The organism is Croceicoccus sp. Ery15, assembly GCF_020985305.1.
Lineage (GTDB): Bacteria > Pseudomonadota > Alphaproteobacteria > Sphingomonadales > Sphingomonadaceae > Croceicoccus.
In genome coordinates this window covers 799,544-813,452 of sequence record NZ_CP087588.1, presented here as the reverse complement: position 1 = coordinate 813,452, position 13,909 = coordinate 799,544, and the positions used below count along the sequence as shown (strand labels likewise).

13 protein-coding genes are annotated in these 13,909 nt (G+C 63.8%); 4 read left to right on the top strand and 9 right to left on the bottom strand.

Going from position 1 to position 13,909, the window contains the following annotated elements; translation table 11 throughout:
* Positions 1 to 4: 4 nt before the first annotated feature.
* From LOZ77_RS04085 to LOZ77_RS04045, 9 genes are all read right to left on the bottom strand, one after another.
* Positions 5 to 958, bottom strand: a complete 954-nt coding sequence (locus LOZ77_RS04085) for an amidohydrolase (protein ID WP_230280918.1) — start codon at positions 956 to 958, stop codon at positions 5 to 7.
* A 17-nt stretch (positions 959 to 975) separates the two neighbouring features.
* Complete coding sequence (locus tag LOZ77_RS04080) at positions 976 to 1,725, bottom strand: SDR family NAD(P)-dependent oxidoreductase (RefSeq protein ID WP_230280917.1); 750 nt, start codon at positions 1,723 to 1,725, stop codon at positions 976 to 978.
* Positions 1,722 to 2,573: a fumarylacetoacetate hydrolase family protein gene (locus LOZ77_RS04075; protein WP_230280916.1), complete on the bottom strand. Its 852-nt coding sequence runs from the start codon at positions 2,571 to 2,573 to the stop codon at positions 1,722 to 1,724. Before LOZ77_RS04075 ends, LOZ77_RS04080 begins: the two co-directional genes overlap by 4 nt.
* Before the next feature lie 39 nt (positions 2,574 to 2,612).
* On the bottom strand, positions 2,613 to 3,821 hold the full coding sequence (rhmD, locus tag LOZ77_RS04070; RefSeq protein WP_230280915.1) for an L-rhamnonate dehydratase: 1,209 nt from the start codon (positions 3,819 to 3,821) through the stop codon (positions 2,613 to 2,615).
* On the bottom strand, positions 3,818 to 5,206 hold the full coding sequence (locus LOZ77_RS04065; RefSeq protein ID WP_230280914.1) for a glycoside hydrolase family 140 protein: 1,389 nt from the start codon (positions 5,204 to 5,206) through the stop codon (positions 3,818 to 3,820). The genes rhmD and LOZ77_RS04065 overlap by 4 nt, the downstream gene beginning before the upstream one ends.
* Entirely contained in the window at positions 5,203 to 5,967 is a 765-nt protein-coding gene (locus LOZ77_RS04060; protein ID WP_230280913.1) for an SDR family NAD(P)-dependent oxidoreductase, read from the bottom strand. The genes LOZ77_RS04065 and LOZ77_RS04060 overlap by 4 nt, the downstream gene beginning before the upstream one ends.
* Positions 5,967 to 7,103 (bottom strand): FMN-dependent L-lactate dehydrogenase LldD, encoded by a 1,137-nt coding sequence (lldD, locus tag LOZ77_RS04055; protein WP_230280912.1) that lies wholly within the window; start codon positions 7,101 to 7,103, stop codon positions 5,967 to 5,969. Before lldD ends, LOZ77_RS04060 begins: the two co-directional genes overlap by 1 nt.
* 11 nt (positions 7,104 to 7,114) lie before the next feature.
* Positions 7,115 to 8,095 carry a sugar phosphate isomerase/epimerase gene (locus tag LOZ77_RS04050; RefSeq protein WP_230280911.1) on the bottom strand — a complete coding sequence of 327 codons (981 nt, stop codon included), beginning with the start codon at positions 8,093 to 8,095 and terminating at the stop codon, positions 7,115 to 7,117.
* A gap of 81 nt (positions 8,096 to 8,176) precedes the next feature.
* The gene (locus LOZ77_RS04045; RefSeq protein ID WP_230280910.1) at positions 8,177 to 8,965 is read right to left on the bottom strand and encodes a DeoR/GlpR family DNA-binding transcription regulator; all 789 of its coding nucleotides are present in this window, start codon (positions 8,963 to 8,965) and stop codon (positions 8,177 to 8,179) included.
* A 218-nt stretch (positions 8,966 to 9,183) separates the two neighbouring features.
* On the opposite strand from LOZ77_RS04045, the gene LOZ77_RS04040 reads away from it, so the two are divergent.
* Genes LOZ77_RS04040 through LOZ77_RS04025 form a run of 4 tightly spaced genes read left to right on the top strand, consistent with a single transcriptional unit; the run spans position 9,184 to position 13,887 of the window.
* Positions 9,184 to 10,056, top strand: coding sequence for a transketolase (locus tag LOZ77_RS04040; RefSeq protein ID WP_230280909.1), 873 nt, complete (start codon positions 9,184 to 9,186; stop codon positions 10,054 to 10,056).
* Positions 10,056 to 11,012 carry a transketolase family protein gene (locus LOZ77_RS04035; protein WP_230280908.1) on the top strand — a complete coding sequence of 319 codons (957 nt, stop codon included), beginning with the start codon at positions 10,056 to 10,058 and terminating at the stop codon, positions 11,010 to 11,012. The genes LOZ77_RS04040 and LOZ77_RS04035 overlap by 1 nt, the downstream gene beginning before the upstream one ends.
* Complete coding sequence (locus tag LOZ77_RS04030; protein ID WP_230280907.1) at positions 11,013 to 12,539, top strand: FGGY family carbohydrate kinase; 1,527 nt, start codon at positions 11,013 to 11,015, stop codon at positions 12,537 to 12,539.
* A 55-nt stretch (positions 12,540 to 12,594) separates the two neighbouring features.
* Positions 12,595 to 13,887 carry an MFS transporter gene (locus LOZ77_RS04025; RefSeq protein ID WP_230280906.1) on the top strand — a complete coding sequence of 431 codons (1,293 nt, stop codon included), beginning with the start codon at positions 12,595 to 12,597 and terminating at the stop codon, positions 13,885 to 13,887.
* Positions 13,888 to 13,909: the final 22 nt, after the last annotated feature.

The window sequence follows — 13,909 nt, the reverse complement described above, 5'->3', positions numbered from 1 at the left end:
TATCTTAAATATTTAACCCCAACCGGTAGAGACGGTTTGCATTTTGAGCGAACAATGCGTGTCGTTCTGTTTGGGAGAATTGCCGGGTGATGGTGTCGTAGGCATTGAAGTGTGCCTGGAAGCTGTCGAAGAGCTTGTCGGTGGGAAAGTTGCTGGCGAACATCGCGCGGTTTGTGCCGAATGTTTCGATGGTTTCCAGCACATAGGGGCGGACCAGATCGGTGGTCCAGGGGCGATAGGTAAAGCCCATGCCCGAGATTTTGACTGCGACATTGGGCAGCGCGGCAAGGACCTGCATGCCCTTGCGCCAAATGTCCCATCCCTTGGGATCAGAGGGGATTGCCATGCCGGTATGGTTGACGATCACCTGCACGTCGGGATGGCGCGCGATCAGTGCGGCCATATGCGCCATTTGCCCGGGATAGAGCTGCAGGTCGAAGCTGAGCCCATGGCGGGCCAGCAGCGCAAAGCCGCGTTCCCATACGGGCAGCAGGGTCAGATCCTCTCCGCCATAGCTGCGCGCGGGATCGGGGTGCCAGTTGATGATGTGGCGGATGCCGCGGACATTGGGGTGGGCGGCGTGCCGTTCCAGCAGGCCTTCCACCCCGTCCTCGTGCAATGCGGCAAAGGCGACGATGCCGCTGGGCAGGCCGCGCGCGTCGGCCATGGCCTGCAGCCAATGCGTTTCCTTCAGCGCATCGTCCGCATGCGCACCGGCATCGATATGCACGATGCCCCGCACGTCCCAGCCCTGCCCCTCATCCTGGCCGTCATCCTGGCCGCCCGCATCCGCCAGATAGGCATCGAGCGGATAGTCGACGGCGATCGGTTCGACGCTGCCATTGGGATTATCCGTATCGAAAGGCGGCGTCAGCCACGGATAGCGGATATGCGACAGGTCCCACAGATGGACGTGCGGATCGACCAGAACGGGCCGGGATGCGGGGCGTTTGGACATGCGTTACGGGCTCCGGATCAGAAGGTGGTGCGCCCGCCCGATGTGTCGAAGGTCGACGCGGTGGTAAAACTGCACTCCTCGCTGGCCATGAAGCAGACCATGGCGGCGCTTTCGGCAATTTCGCCCAGACGGCCCATCGGGATCTTGGAACGCATGTAATCGACCTGGCTTTGCGGCAGCTGCGCCAGGATCGGGCTTTCGAAGGTGGCAGGGGTCAGCGCATTGGCGATCACGCCCTGTCCGGCCAGTTCCTTGCCCAGCGACTTGGTCAGGCCGATCACCGCCGCCTTCGACGCGGAATAGGCGCTGGCGTTGGGATTGCCTTCCTTGCCCGCGACCGATGCCACATTGACGATCCGGCCATAGCCGTTCGCCAGCATCATCGGCACCAGCGCGCGGTTGCAATAGAACAGCCCGTTCACATTGATGTCGAACACGCGCAGCCAGCTGTCGACCGGATATTCATGCACCGGCGCGGTCGCGCCCGTGATGCCCGCCGAACAGACCAGAATATCGACCCGCCCCAGCGCCGCATGGCTGGCCGCGGCGGCCGCGGCCACCTGAGCGGCGTCCGACACGTCAAGCGTTTGCGTATCGTGCGCGCCGGTCTCGGCCTTTGCGGCGGCCAGCGCATCCGCGCCGATGTCCCACAGCGCCACGCGGCCGCCTTCGGCCACGATGCGCTGCGCGACGGCCTTGCCAAGGCCCGACGCGCCGCCGGTTACGACGGCGCAGCGCCCTTCGAAGCGTCCTGCAAAACCGCTCATGCCTGATGCGCCACAAAGTCCTGGCGCTGGCGGCCCAGCTTTTCGATGCCCAGTTCGACGACGTCGCCCGCCTTCAGATACCAGGGCTCGGGCTGCTGGCCCATGCCTACGCCCGGGGGCGTGCCGGTGGTGATGATGTCGCCGGGCAGCAGCACCATGAACTGCGAGAGATAGGACACGATATGCGCCACGGTGAAGATCATGGTCGAGGTCGACCCGTCCTGCACGCGCTTGCCGTTGACTTCCAGCCACATCGACAGCTGCTGCGGATCGCCCACCTCGTCGGCGGTTACCATCCACGGGCCGACGGGGCCGAACGTGGGAAAGCCCTTGCCCTTGTCCCAGGTCGCGCCGCGCTCGGTCTGCCAGTGGCGTTCGGACACGTCGTTGATCACGCAATAGCCCGCCACGTAATCCAGCGCATCCCCCTCGGACACATAGGACGCCTCGGTCCCGATCACGATGCCCAGCTCGACTTCCCAGTCGGTCTTCTTCGAATCCTTCGGGATCGTCACCGGATCGTTCGGCCCCTGGATGCAGCTGACCCATTTCTGGAACACCACCGGCTCTTCGGGGATCGGCAGGTTCGATTCGGCGGCATGGTCGGCATAGTTGAGGCCGATCGCCACGAACTGGCGCGTGCCGCCAACGCAGGGACCATAGCGTACATCGCCTTCGACCAGCGGCAGCGAGGCCGGGTCGATCGCGGCCAGCTTTGCCAGCGCACCGGCGCCCAGCGCGTCGGGTCCGATATCGGCCACATGGGCCGACAGGTCGCGGATCTTGCCGTCCGCATCGATCAGGCCGGGCTTTTCGGCGCCGGGATTGCCGTATCTGCACAGTTTCATGGGAATGGGTCCTCGTTCAAATATCAGTCGTTGGGCCAGTCAGTCGTTGGGAAAGGGCCGGTGCAGCGCGATTTCCGGGTTGAGCGTCACGCCAAAGCCCGGCCGGTCAAGCTCGCTGGCGCGGATGCGCCCGTTCACCGGCACCGGCTCGCCCAGCAATTGCGGCGCGAACATCGGCACCACCTCGCTCGGCCCGGGATGCATCATCAGGAACTCGGCAAAGGGCGAGTTGTGGCGCGTGATGACGAAGTGATAGCTGTAAACGCTCGATCCGTGCGGCACCATCATTACGCCGCGGCTGTCGGCATAGTTCGCGATCTTGATCAGTTCGGTCACGCCGCCGCACCAGCCCACATCGGGCTGGATGATGTCGCAGCAGTCCATGTCCATCAGCATGCGGAAACCCCAGCGCGTCGCCTCGTGCTCGCCCGTGGTCACCAGCAGCCCCTTGGGCGCGTTCTTCTTCAGCGCGGCATAGCCCCAGTAATCGTCGGGGCTCAGTGCCTCCTCGATCCACTTCAGCCCGCATTCGTCCCACGCACGGTGCGCCAGACGCGTCGCGTAATCGATGTCGAGCGACATCCAGCAATCGTACATCAGCCAGAAATCGTCGCCGCACTTGCTGCGCATGTCGGCCAGAAGGGCGATGTTCTTCTCCATCCCCTCCAGCCCTTCGGCAGGGCCGTGGTGCAGCGGCAGCTTGCCGCCGATAAAGCCCATGTCCTTGGCCAGATCGGGCCGCGCGCCAGTGGCATAGAACTGCAATTCGTCGCGCACCGCGCCGCCCAGCATGTGATACACCGGCTCGCCGCGCAGCTTGCCCAGCAAATCCCAGATCGCAAGGTCCACGCCCGAGATGGCGTTCACCACCAGCCCCTTGCGCCCGTAATACTGGCTCGAGAAATACATCTGGTCCCAGATCTTCTCGTATTCCGCAGGGCTGCGGCCGATCAGGAAACGCGACAGATGCTTTTCGACGATAAAACACGCAGGCTCACCGCCCGTCGTCACCGCAAAACCGATCGTCCCGTCCTCGGCTTCAAGCTCCACCACCAACGTGCCCAGCACATTGATCCCGAAACTCTGCCGCGACTGGCGATAGTCCGGATAACGCGACATCGGCGTCGCAATATGATCGTCGATCCAGTGACCAGCCCCCTGGTCATGGTAATCCGCACCAGCCCCGCGCGCCACATACGCACGAACGTGTTTGATCTTCGGTAGGCCTTTGAAAGAGGTCACGCTCATGCCCCGTTTCCTTCGTCGATCACCAGAACCCAGTCATTGCCGTTGGCCGTTTCGCCGGGCGGGTCGAACAGGCGGGTGCCGCTGTTGCGGATCCGTCCGATGGTCTGCCAGCTGCCGTCGCGCGGCGAATACCAGCGGGCACGGAGCTGATCGCCGCGCGTCTTGCCCATCGACACGGTAAAGGGGGCGCCGGTATAGCTATAGGCAAACAGATAGCCTTCGCCGCGACTGGCCAGAACACGGCCGTATCGGATGCCGTTATCGACGATCAGCGACTGGTCGGGAACGCGTTCCAGCATCGGATAGGCCTCGATCAGCGCGCGCAAATGATGCATCTGCAACGCCCCGGGGGCGAGCAGTGCCTTGTCCCAGCGCGTATCCGCCTCGAAATTCGCGGTCGGTGCGCCTGCGACATACATCTGCATGACATTGTTCTCGCCATAGGTGTGGCCGAACGCGCCCGCCATAACCGCCCACCACGCATAGCGGCGCGCATCTTCGGCCTGCCAGCGGGGCTGGTTTTCTTCATGCAGCCCGTGCGGGATATTCTCATAGGACGGCTCGCCATCGATGGTCGGCTTGACCGGCGTGCGCCCATAATCTTCGGCCACATAGCGCCAGTTATCCTCGGCACGGGCATGCGGCCCTTCCTGCGCATAGGAGCGATGGCCCGACTGGAACATGTTAAAATCCAGCCATGGCGCTTCGTGATATTGCCACGACGATGCCGTCCGGCCGATCGGGTGAAAGGTCATCAGCTGGTCGGGCGCAATGCGCTTGATCGTGCTGCCCAGCTCTTCCCAGACCTTTGTCCGGTTCTCGGCCCGCGTGTCGCCGCCGTTGAGCCAGATCACATTGGGCTTGTCGCCATAACGTTCGGCCAGAAACCGGCCATAGCTGCCCGCGTTTTCGAAATTCAACACGCGCTGGTCGGCGATGTCGCCCCATGCGGGCACCATAGCGAGATAGATGCCGTGCGCGGCCGCGCGTTCGACCACCCAGTCAAGGTGGTCCCAGTAATCATACTCCCCCGCTTTCGCAGGGTCCGCACCCGGTGTCGTCAGGGGCCGTCCCGGATCGTCATCAATCAATGCGGGCGATCCGTTGCGGCTTTCCATCTGCGCGGTGTGCAGGATCATCACCTGCACCACATTGAAACCCTGCGCCTGACGCGTGGCCAGGTAATGCTCGGTCTCTTCGCGGTTCAGACGGCTGAGCAGCAGCCACGCGGTGTCGCCCATCCAGAAGAACGGCTCGCCGCCTGCTTCCAGAAAGCGCTGGTTTTCCGAAACCGATAGCGTTGCAGGACGCTCGTTCGCCAGGGCAACCGGCGAGAACGAAAGCGCGGCGGCAGCGGCCGACCAAAGGACGTGCCGTCCGATCATTGCAGGTTCACGAACATGCCGCCATCGACGAGCAATGCCGCTCCGGTGACATAATCCGCCATGTCGGAAGCAAGAAACACGATCGGCCCCGCCAGATCCTCTGGCTGGCCCAGACGGCCCAGCGGCGTGCGGCTTTCCATATAATCGCGCTTTTCCGCGTCGGCCAGATCGTCCTTGTTGATCTCGGTCAGGATCGTGCCTGGCAGAACCGAATTGCAACGGATCCCATGCTTGCCCAGCGCGATCGCCGCCGACTGCATCAGCGAATGGACGCCCGCCTTGGTCGGCGTGTAATGGGTCTGGAATTCGCCCCCCACCAGCGCGCTGATCGACGAGACGGCAACGATAGCCCCGCCCTCGCCCTGATGGACCATCTGTCGGGCAGCGGCCTGCACCATGTAATAGGCGCCGTGAAGATTGACGCGGAAGGTGCGGTCCACAGTTTCGACCGGCATGTCGAGAAAGGCGTGGAACGGGCAGATGCCCGCGTTGGACACCATCACATCGACCCGCCCGAACGCCTCGACTGCGCGGGACACGAACTCACCCGCTGTTGCCGGATCGGCCACATCGCCCTTTACCGCAATGGCGCGCTGACCCAGCGCCTCGATCTCTTCCACGCAGCTTTGCGCCCTGTCGTCGCTGGAGGCGTAATTGATGGCGACATGCGCGCCATGGCGGGCCGCGCCGATGGCGGTAGCCCTGCCGATGCCGGTCGACCCGCCGGTCACCAGCACGATTTTTCCTTCAAGCAGCCGCATCACACAGCCTCCGCAAGGATCGAGCGGTCGATCGCGTCGATCCGGTTCACACCCGTCAGCGTCATGGCGACATGCATCTCGGCAGCGATCAGTTGCAGCAGCTTTGCCACGCCAGCCTCTCCCTGCGCCGCCAGCGCCCACAGCCATGCGCGACCCAGCAGCACGCCATCGGCGCCCAGCGCCAGCATGCGCACCACATCCAGCCCGTTGCGCACCCCGCCATCGGCCAGCACCGTCAGCCTGCCCGCCACCGCATCGGCAATCGCGGGCAGTGCCCGCGCGCTCGACCACACGCCGTCGAGCTGGCGGCCACCATGGTTCGACACGACGATACCATCGGCCCCGATGGCCGCCGCCTCGCGCGCGTCTTCGGGGTCCAGAATGCCCTTGATAATCAGCGGGCCGTCCCATTCCTGCCTGATCCAGTCGAGGTCCTTCCACTGGATAGACGGATCGAAATTGCGGCCCAGCCAGCCCATGTAATCGTTCAGCCCGCTATCCTTGCCCAGCACGGGCAGCAGGTTGCCCAGCATATGCGGACGGCCGAACAGCCCGACATCGAACGCCCATCGCGGTTTGAACGCGGCCTGCACAAAGCGGCGCAGCGCGGCATTGGGGCCGGACATGCCTGAATGCGCGTCCCGGTAACGCGCGCCCGGCACCGGCATGTCGACCGTGAAGACCAGCGCCTCTGCCCCTGCCGCCTTGGCGCGGGCGATCAGGTCCTTCATGAAGTCGCGGTCGCGGATCACGTAAAGCTGGAACCAGAACGGATCGGCGCATTTCGCCACCTCTTCGATCGAGCAGATCGAGACGGTGGACAGGCACATCGGCACGCCCGCCTTTTTCGCGGCGCGTGCCGCCTGAAGCTCGCCGCGGCGGGCGAACATGCCCGAAATGCCGACGGGGCCAAGCGCCACCGGCAAGGCCATTTCGCGCCCGAACAGGGTCGTTTTCAGGTCGATGCTGGCGACATCCTTCAGAACCCGCTGGCGTAGCGCGATTTCGGCCAGATCGGCGCTATTGCGGTGCATGGTATGCTCTGCATAGGCGCCGCCGTCGGCATAATCGAACAGGAAGCGCGGCACGCGGCGGCGCGCGGCTTCCTTGAAGTCATTGGCAGAGGAAATGATCACGCTGCGGCCCTTTAAAAGGTCGAAAACAGCGCTTTGCGCGCCAGATTCAGCGCCGCCACCGCGTCATGGCGCGACTGCGCCTCACGCATGGCCTCAAAGTCCAGCCGGTCGAGCGCGGTCTCGATCGCTTTCAGGAAAGTGATCGCCGAATTGGCCGCCGCCACGCTGTCCTCGCGGAAGGGGAACTGGTCGAGTTGCCAGACGCCTTCCCAATTGTTCTTGCGCAGCGTGTAGAAGAATTCGAACAATTCGATCGGATGCACCGAACCGGCGATCAGATCGTCGTCCCAGCTGCGGAAATTGTCGTTCACATCCATGCCGAACAGGCGGCCATGGTCGATCGCCAGCTGCGCCGCATCGGCAGGGCTTTCGCCGCCATAGAGCGAGTGGCCGAAATCGAGCAGGATGCCGATATTGGGCAGGCCGATCTTCTCGATACCCAGCAATGTGCGCGACACGCTGTCATAGCTCATATGCACGCGCGGCTCGCGCGGCTTGTATTCGATCACGAATTGCAGGTCGGGGTTCTGTTCGGCCAGCTCGCCGATGCCGTCCATGCTGGCCTGCCAGACCGCCTTGTGATCGACCTGAAACGGATAGTCCCAGCCATCCTGACCCGGCCACAGCTTCACATATTTCGCGCCGAAGTGACGGACCACGTCGGCGGCTTCATTGCACATCTCGTTCGCAAGGCGGCGGATGCCCGCGTCGGGATTGGTAAAGGCACCCTTGGCAAAGCGGCGGGTGTAGATTTCGGGCGTGATGCCGATCACCGACAACCCGTTGCGATCCAGCGCCTTGCCCACGGCGTCGAGCGACAGGTCCGGATCGACGAAGGGGAAGTTGATGTCGACGACCGACAGATCGTCGACCTGCCCCGCCAGATCGATCATCTCGATCAGGCTGCGCGGCGGACCGTAACCGTCGGTCGCGTAACGGTCCACGTAAGTCGCGAAGTGCCAGATGCCGGCGCCGAATTGCTGTTTGCCCACTTTGTATCCTCGTTCCAAATTATCGGTGCGCCCGGTTGGTCGCTTTTGCCCAAATAGTCGCTCGTGCGATGCCGTAGCCGGTCAGGCAACGACGACCCTGACGCCCGCTGCCTCAATGGCGCTGCAATCCTCCTCACGGATGGAAGTGTCGGTCACCAGAACATCGACCATGTCGATCCCGCCCAATGCGGTGAAGGACCGCTGCCCGATCTTGCTGGCATCGGCGACCAGTACGACCTCGCGGGCAGCCTCTATCATGGCGCGCTTGACCGGAATGTCGGACAGCGCCGGATAGGTCAGCCCCGCCTCAAGATCGATGGCCGCCGTCGCCAGAAACAGCCGGTCGACATAGATGCCGCGCAAATACTCGGCAGAGCGGTTGCCCGACACCGACAAGGTCGGCGCCTTGAAATGACCGCCGGTCAGATGAACGTCGAAGCCCTGCTCTGCACCCAGCATCAACGCGATGTTCAGCGCATTGGTGATCAGCGTAATATCGTGCCGCCCCGCCAGATTGGCCGCGACCTCGGTAGTGGTCGATCCGGCGTCGAGAATGATCGACGCGCCGTCATCCACCATCGCGGCTGCCGCAATGCCGATCTGGCGCTTCGCCTCCATATGTCCGGCGTTTTGCAGCGCCATCGAGCGAACCTGCGCAGGCAGCGACTTCAGGAACGCTCCGCCATGTTCGCGCAAAATATGACCCTGCGCCTCAAGCGTTTCGAGATCCTGCCGCACCGTTACTTCGGATACGTCGAACGCATCGGCCAAAGTGCGGACGCGGGCGCTGCCCTCCTCCTGCAGCCACGCCAGCATCCGCGCCCGGCGCGCCTCGCCCAGCAGGCGCGGTTTGGATCCGCCCATATTCATGACTGAGGCCTTTTGCGCTGCACCGGCTGCACCCGAAACAATCCTTCCGACATCCATCAACAGCATCGCACCATGCGGCACGACGCTTTCCAGATTTGTATGATGACTTCGGATATTTGTCAATTTTCTTCGTTTTCTTATCGTAATGAAAAAAGTCGAAGGTAAAACCCTTGCAGCAGCTTTGGCTTCCCGCTATCCAGACCTCAGGAGAGCGATTCATGATACGTATTATGCCTGACCCCAACTGCTCGTCAACCGGCAGCATCGAACAACGCGCAGCGCGTGTCCGTGAACGCGCCAACTGGATGCGCCGACGCTTGCTGAAGATGATTGTCGATGCAGGGCAAGGACACCCCGGTGGCGATCTTTCGGCGACCGACATCATCGCCTCGATTTATTTCGATGTGCTACGGATCGATCCCGCCAATCCGCTGGCGCCCGACCGCGACCGCTTCATCATGTCCAAAGGGCACTGCACCGGCGCGCTATACACTGCGATGGCCGGCCGAGGCCTGTTCGCCGAGGAAGAGCTCGACACCTATCTCAAGCCACGCTCGCGCCTGAACGGCCATCCGAACCGCACCTATCTGCCGGGGGTGGAAACCAATACCGGCCCGCTGGGTCACGGCCTGCCCGTCGGCGTCGGCGTCGCGGTGGCGGGCCAGATCGACGACGCGGATTACCGCACTTTCGTGCTGACCGGCGACGGCGAATTGCAGGAAGGGTCGATGTGGGAAGCCGCCATGTTCGCGGGCCATCGCGGCCTTGGCAGGCTGACCGTGATCGTCGACCGCAACCGCCTGCAACAGGGCGCGAAGACCGAAGATACCAACGGGCTTGAGCCGCTGGCCGATAAGTGGCGCGCCTTCGGCTGGGAAGTCGCCGGCGTCGACGGCCACGATCATGCCGCCCTGCTGGCCGCATTCGACGATGCCGCCCTGCCCCGCGACAAGCCCCGCGTGATCATTGCCGACACGCACAAGGGCAAGGGCGTCAGCTTTATGGAGGACCAGCCCGGCTGGCACCATGGCGTGCCCAACCCCGAACAATATGCACAGGCGCTTGCCGAACTTGATGCGGAGATGGCGTGATGGGCAGTGCAACCATGACCAAGGCCGACATGTTCGATTGCCGCGACGCCTATGTCGCCGCATTGGAAGAGCTTGCAGCGGGTGACGAGCGCATAGTTTCGGTGTGCAACGATTCCGTCGGATCGTCGAAGCTGGGCAAGTTTCGCGATCGTTTCCCGAGCCGCCTCGTCAATGTCGGCATTGCCGAACAGAACATGGTGGGCGTGGGCGCAGGGCTGGCCAATGGCGGGAAGATCCCCTTCGTCAGCGGCGCATCCTGCTTCCTGACCGCCCGCGCAATGGAGCAGATCAAGGCCGATTGCGCATACAGCCACGCCAATGTGAAGCTGTGCGGCATTTCGTCCGGCGTCGCCTATGGCGAGTTGGGCGCGACGCATCACAGCATCGAGGATATCGCATGGCTGCGCGCCATCGACGGCATGACCGTGATCGTCCCCGCCGATCCGTGGGAAACCGATCAGGCGATCCGCGCTGCTGCCGCGCATGACGGGCCCGTCTATATCCGTTTGAGCCGCATGCCCGTTCCCGCACTGGAACGCGTCAGGGCGCAATTCGCCATCGGAAAGGGCGAGGTTTTGCACGACGGCGGCGATGTCGCGATCATCGCCAATGGCACCATGGTGCACCGCGCGCTCGACGCCGCCAGGGCATTGGCGGACGAAGGCATTGCCGCGCGCGTCATCAATATGGCTTGCGTATCCCCGATCGACTGCGAACTCATCGCCTCGGCCGCGCAGACCGGCGGGATTGTCACGGTCGAGGAGGGGCTGAAGCAAGGCGGGCTCGGCGGCGCGGTTGCGGAATTCTGCGCGCAGAACGCGCCGGTTCCGATGCGCATTCTGGGCTTTCCGGGCTTTGTACCGACCGGATCGGCTGACTGGCTGATGGACGAGTTCGGCCTGAACGCCACCGGCATCGCCAAAGCAGCGCGCGAACTGATCGCCGGTCGGGGCTGAATGGCGCCGCCGCTCCCCGATCAAGTCATTCTGGCGATCGACCAGGGGACCACCAACACCAAGGCGCTGCTGGTGCGGGGCGACGGTTCGGTGGCGCTGTCGCGGTCGCGAAGCGTGCCGCTCGACCATCCGCAGTCGGGCTGGGTCGAACAATCCGCCAGCGCCATCTGGGACACGGTCGCCAAGCTGATCGACGAGCTTGTCGCTGCCGCGCCTCATGCCAGCATCGCCGCGCTCGCCATCTCGAACCAGCGCGAAACCGTGGTGTTGTGGGACCGCCATACGGGCGAGCCGGTCGCGCCTGCCGTCACATGGCAATGTGCCCGCTCGGCCGACCGCTGCGCGCAGCTTCGCGCCAAGGGTCACGAGCAAGAGATCGCGCAGCGTAGCGGTCTCGGCGTCGATCCGCTTTTCCCCGCCGCCAAGATCGGCTGGCTGCTGGACGAGATACCGAACGCCCGCGACCGCGCCGCACGGGGGGAACTCTTGTGCGGCACGGTCGATAGCTGGCTGCTGTGGAAGCTGACCGGCGGCACAGTCCATGCGACCGACGCCAGCAATGCCTCGCGCACGCAGCTGTTCAATCTCGACACGATGGACTGGGACCCGCAGCTGGCCGTGCTGTTCGACGTGCCGCTGGCGATCCTGCCACAGGTGATGCCGTCAGATGCGCTGTTCGGGACCACCGGCGATGCCACGCCCGCCCTGCCCGCCGGAACGCCGATCCGCGCCATGCTGGGCGACAGCCACGCCGCCCTGTTCGCACATGATGAAATGGGCGACGGCATCGTCAAGGTCACCATCGGCACCGGCAGTTCGCTGATGGTCGCCACCCCGTCCCGCCCGCATTCGGACCACGGCCTGTCCGCAACCATCGCATGGAACCGCACGAAAAGCGGCCCGCAATATGCGCTGGAAGGCAATATCAGCGTGTCGGGCCATGCCGCCGCCTTCATGGCGGAGATGATGGGGCTGAAGGATGCCGCCGCCCTGTCCGACCTCGCCGCAGAGGTCGACGGCAGCGAAGGCGTAATCGTCGTGCCCGCATTGGCGGGGCTTGGCGCGCCGCATTGGCAGGCGGGCGCACGCGGCACGATCACGGGCATGACACTGGGCACGCGGCCCGCCCATCTCGCCCGCGCGACGCTGGACGCCATTGCACACCAGATCTGCGACGTGATCGAAGCCATGGAGGCCGACCTCGGCCACGGCTTTCCCTCCATCGCCATCGACGGCGGCGGCAGCGGAAATCCCTTGCTGGCGCAAATCCTCTCCGACCTCAGCGGCAAGATCATCGTCGCGCCCGCCGCGCCTGAAACCAGCGCCTTGGGCGCGGCGCGCATGGCCGCGCTGGCGACCGGCATGGCGCGGGAACGGCAGCAGGGCAGCGCAGCGCGCTATGCACCCGCGATCCCGGCATCGCAGCGGGCAGAGGCACGCGCCGCATGGCGACGGGCGGTCGTCCAAGTGATGGCAACAGAGGCCCCGCCCGCCGATCCGGCGCGGACGGAACGCGCTGAAGCATGACCAGACATAAAACAGACGAGCCGGAAATCCGGCCGCAAGAACGGGACGGGATGGAATGACGACCCCAGACGAACTGACGCAGCCTGTAGAGGTGCCCGAGGCAAAGGAGGACTGGAAAAACACCATCCTTGCAGGCCTGGCCAATTACATCGACGCAGGCTCGATCGTCGCGGGTTCGGCCGCGCTGGCGCTATGGGTAGAGGCCTATGGCCTTTCGACCGATCTGGTCGGGCTGATCGGCGCGTTCGGCCCCAATGCCATCGCCGCCGGTGTCGGCGCGCTGATCGGCGGGCGGTTGTGCGACAGGCTGGGCCGCAAGAAGATCTACCAGTACGACATGCTGTTCTACGCCTTCGGCATGCTCTGGCTGGTGTTCGCAATGAATGCGTGGATGATCGTGCTGGGCTTCTTCCTCGTCGGGCTTGCGGTTGGCGCGGATATCCCCGCATCTTGGTCGCTGATCGCGGAAATGGCGCCCGACAAGAAACGCGGCAAACATAGCGGAGTGGCGCAGGTGCTCTGGTATCTGGGGCCGGTCGTGGTGCTGCTGATGTTCCTCGTTCTCGAACCGCTGGGTTTGCTGGGCGCGCGGATCGTATTCGCGCATCTGGCGCTCCTTGCCATTGGCCTTACCTTCCTGCGATCGCGGATGAAGGAATCGCAGCGATGGCTTGAAGCGCAGGCAAAGAAGCCGGATGATGGCGCTCCGTTCCAGCGCGGCAAATGGCGCGACCTGTTCACTCGCCAGCATATTCGTTCCATGGCATTTCTTGCAGGCATGTATCTGTTCTGGAACCTGTGGGCGGGGACCAACGGGTTCTTCTTTCCTTATATATTGCGCACGGTGGGTAACCAGTCGCAGGCGATGTCGGTCGCGATTCAGGCACTCAGCTTCCTGATCGGCATGGCATCGATCTATTTCGTGTTCATGAAATTCTCCGACCGGGTGAACCAGCGCCTGCTGTTCGGGCTGTCGGCACTGATCCAGATCGTGGGCATGTCGCTGCTGGCGATCTTCCCGCTGACGCTGCCCGTCGCGCTGGCACATGTCTTCCTGATGGCGTTCGGTCAGGGCTTTGGCGCGCAATGCTTCTTCCAGCTTTGGTCGTCGGAAATGTTCCCGACCCTGATCCGCAGCACCGCGCAGGGCGTGATGTTCGCCGTGGTCCGCATCGCGCTGGGCGCATTCAGCTTCTTCGTGCCGTTCCTGACCGCCACGGGATTCACGACGCTGGCTTGGATTCTTGTCGGCTTCCTGACGATCAGCGGCGTCATCGGCTTTGTCTGGGCCCCCCGCAACGAGGGTAAATCGCTCGAACAACTCGATGCCGAGCGCCACGCAGCATGATGTTTTACGAGAGGATATCCCA

What these genes read in the sequence shown, in the direction of transcription:
- LOZ77_RS04085 (WP_230280918.1), bottom strand. Translation starts at nt 958, where the DNA reads ATGTCCAAACGCCCCGCATCCCGGCCCGTTCTGGTCGATCCGCACGTC.
- LOZ77_RS04080 (WP_230280917.1), bottom strand. Translation starts at nt 1,725, where the DNA reads ATGAGCGGTTTTGCAGGACGCTTCGAAGGGCGCTGCGCCGTCGTAACC.
- LOZ77_RS04075 (WP_230280916.1), bottom strand. Translation starts at nt 2,573, where the DNA reads ATGAAACTGTGCAGATACGGCAATCCCGGCGCCGAAAAGCCCGGCCTG.
- rhmD (WP_230280915.1), bottom strand. Translation starts at nt 3,821, where the DNA reads ATGAGCGTGACCTCTTTCAAAGGCCTACCGAAGATCAAACACGTTCGT.
- LOZ77_RS04065 (WP_230280914.1), bottom strand. Translation starts at nt 5,206, where the DNA reads ATGATCGGACGGCACGTCCTTTGGTCGGCCGCTGCCGCCGCGCTTTCG.
- LOZ77_RS04060 (WP_230280913.1), bottom strand. Translation starts at nt 5,967, where the DNA reads ATGCGGCTGCTTGAAGGAAAAATCGTGCTGGTGACCGGCGGGTCGACC.
- LOZ77_RS04045 (WP_230280910.1), bottom strand. Translation starts at nt 8,965, where the DNA reads ATGAATATGGGCGGATCCAAACCGCGCCTGCTGGGCGAGGCGCGCCGG.
- LOZ77_RS04040 (WP_230280909.1), top strand. Translation starts at nt 9,184, where the DNA reads ATGATACGTATTATGCCTGACCCCAACTGCTCGTCAACCGGCAGCATC.
- LOZ77_RS04035 (WP_230280908.1), top strand. Translation starts at nt 10,056, where the DNA reads ATGGGCAGTGCAACCATGACCAAGGCCGACATGTTCGATTGCCGCGAC.
- LOZ77_RS04030 (WP_230280907.1), top strand. Translation starts at nt 11,013, where the DNA reads ATGGCGCCGCCGCTCCCCGATCAAGTCATTCTGGCGATCGACCAGGGG.
- LOZ77_RS04025 (WP_230280906.1), top strand. Translation starts at nt 12,595, where the DNA reads ATGACGACCCCAGACGAACTGACGCAGCCTGTAGAGGTGCCCGAGGCA.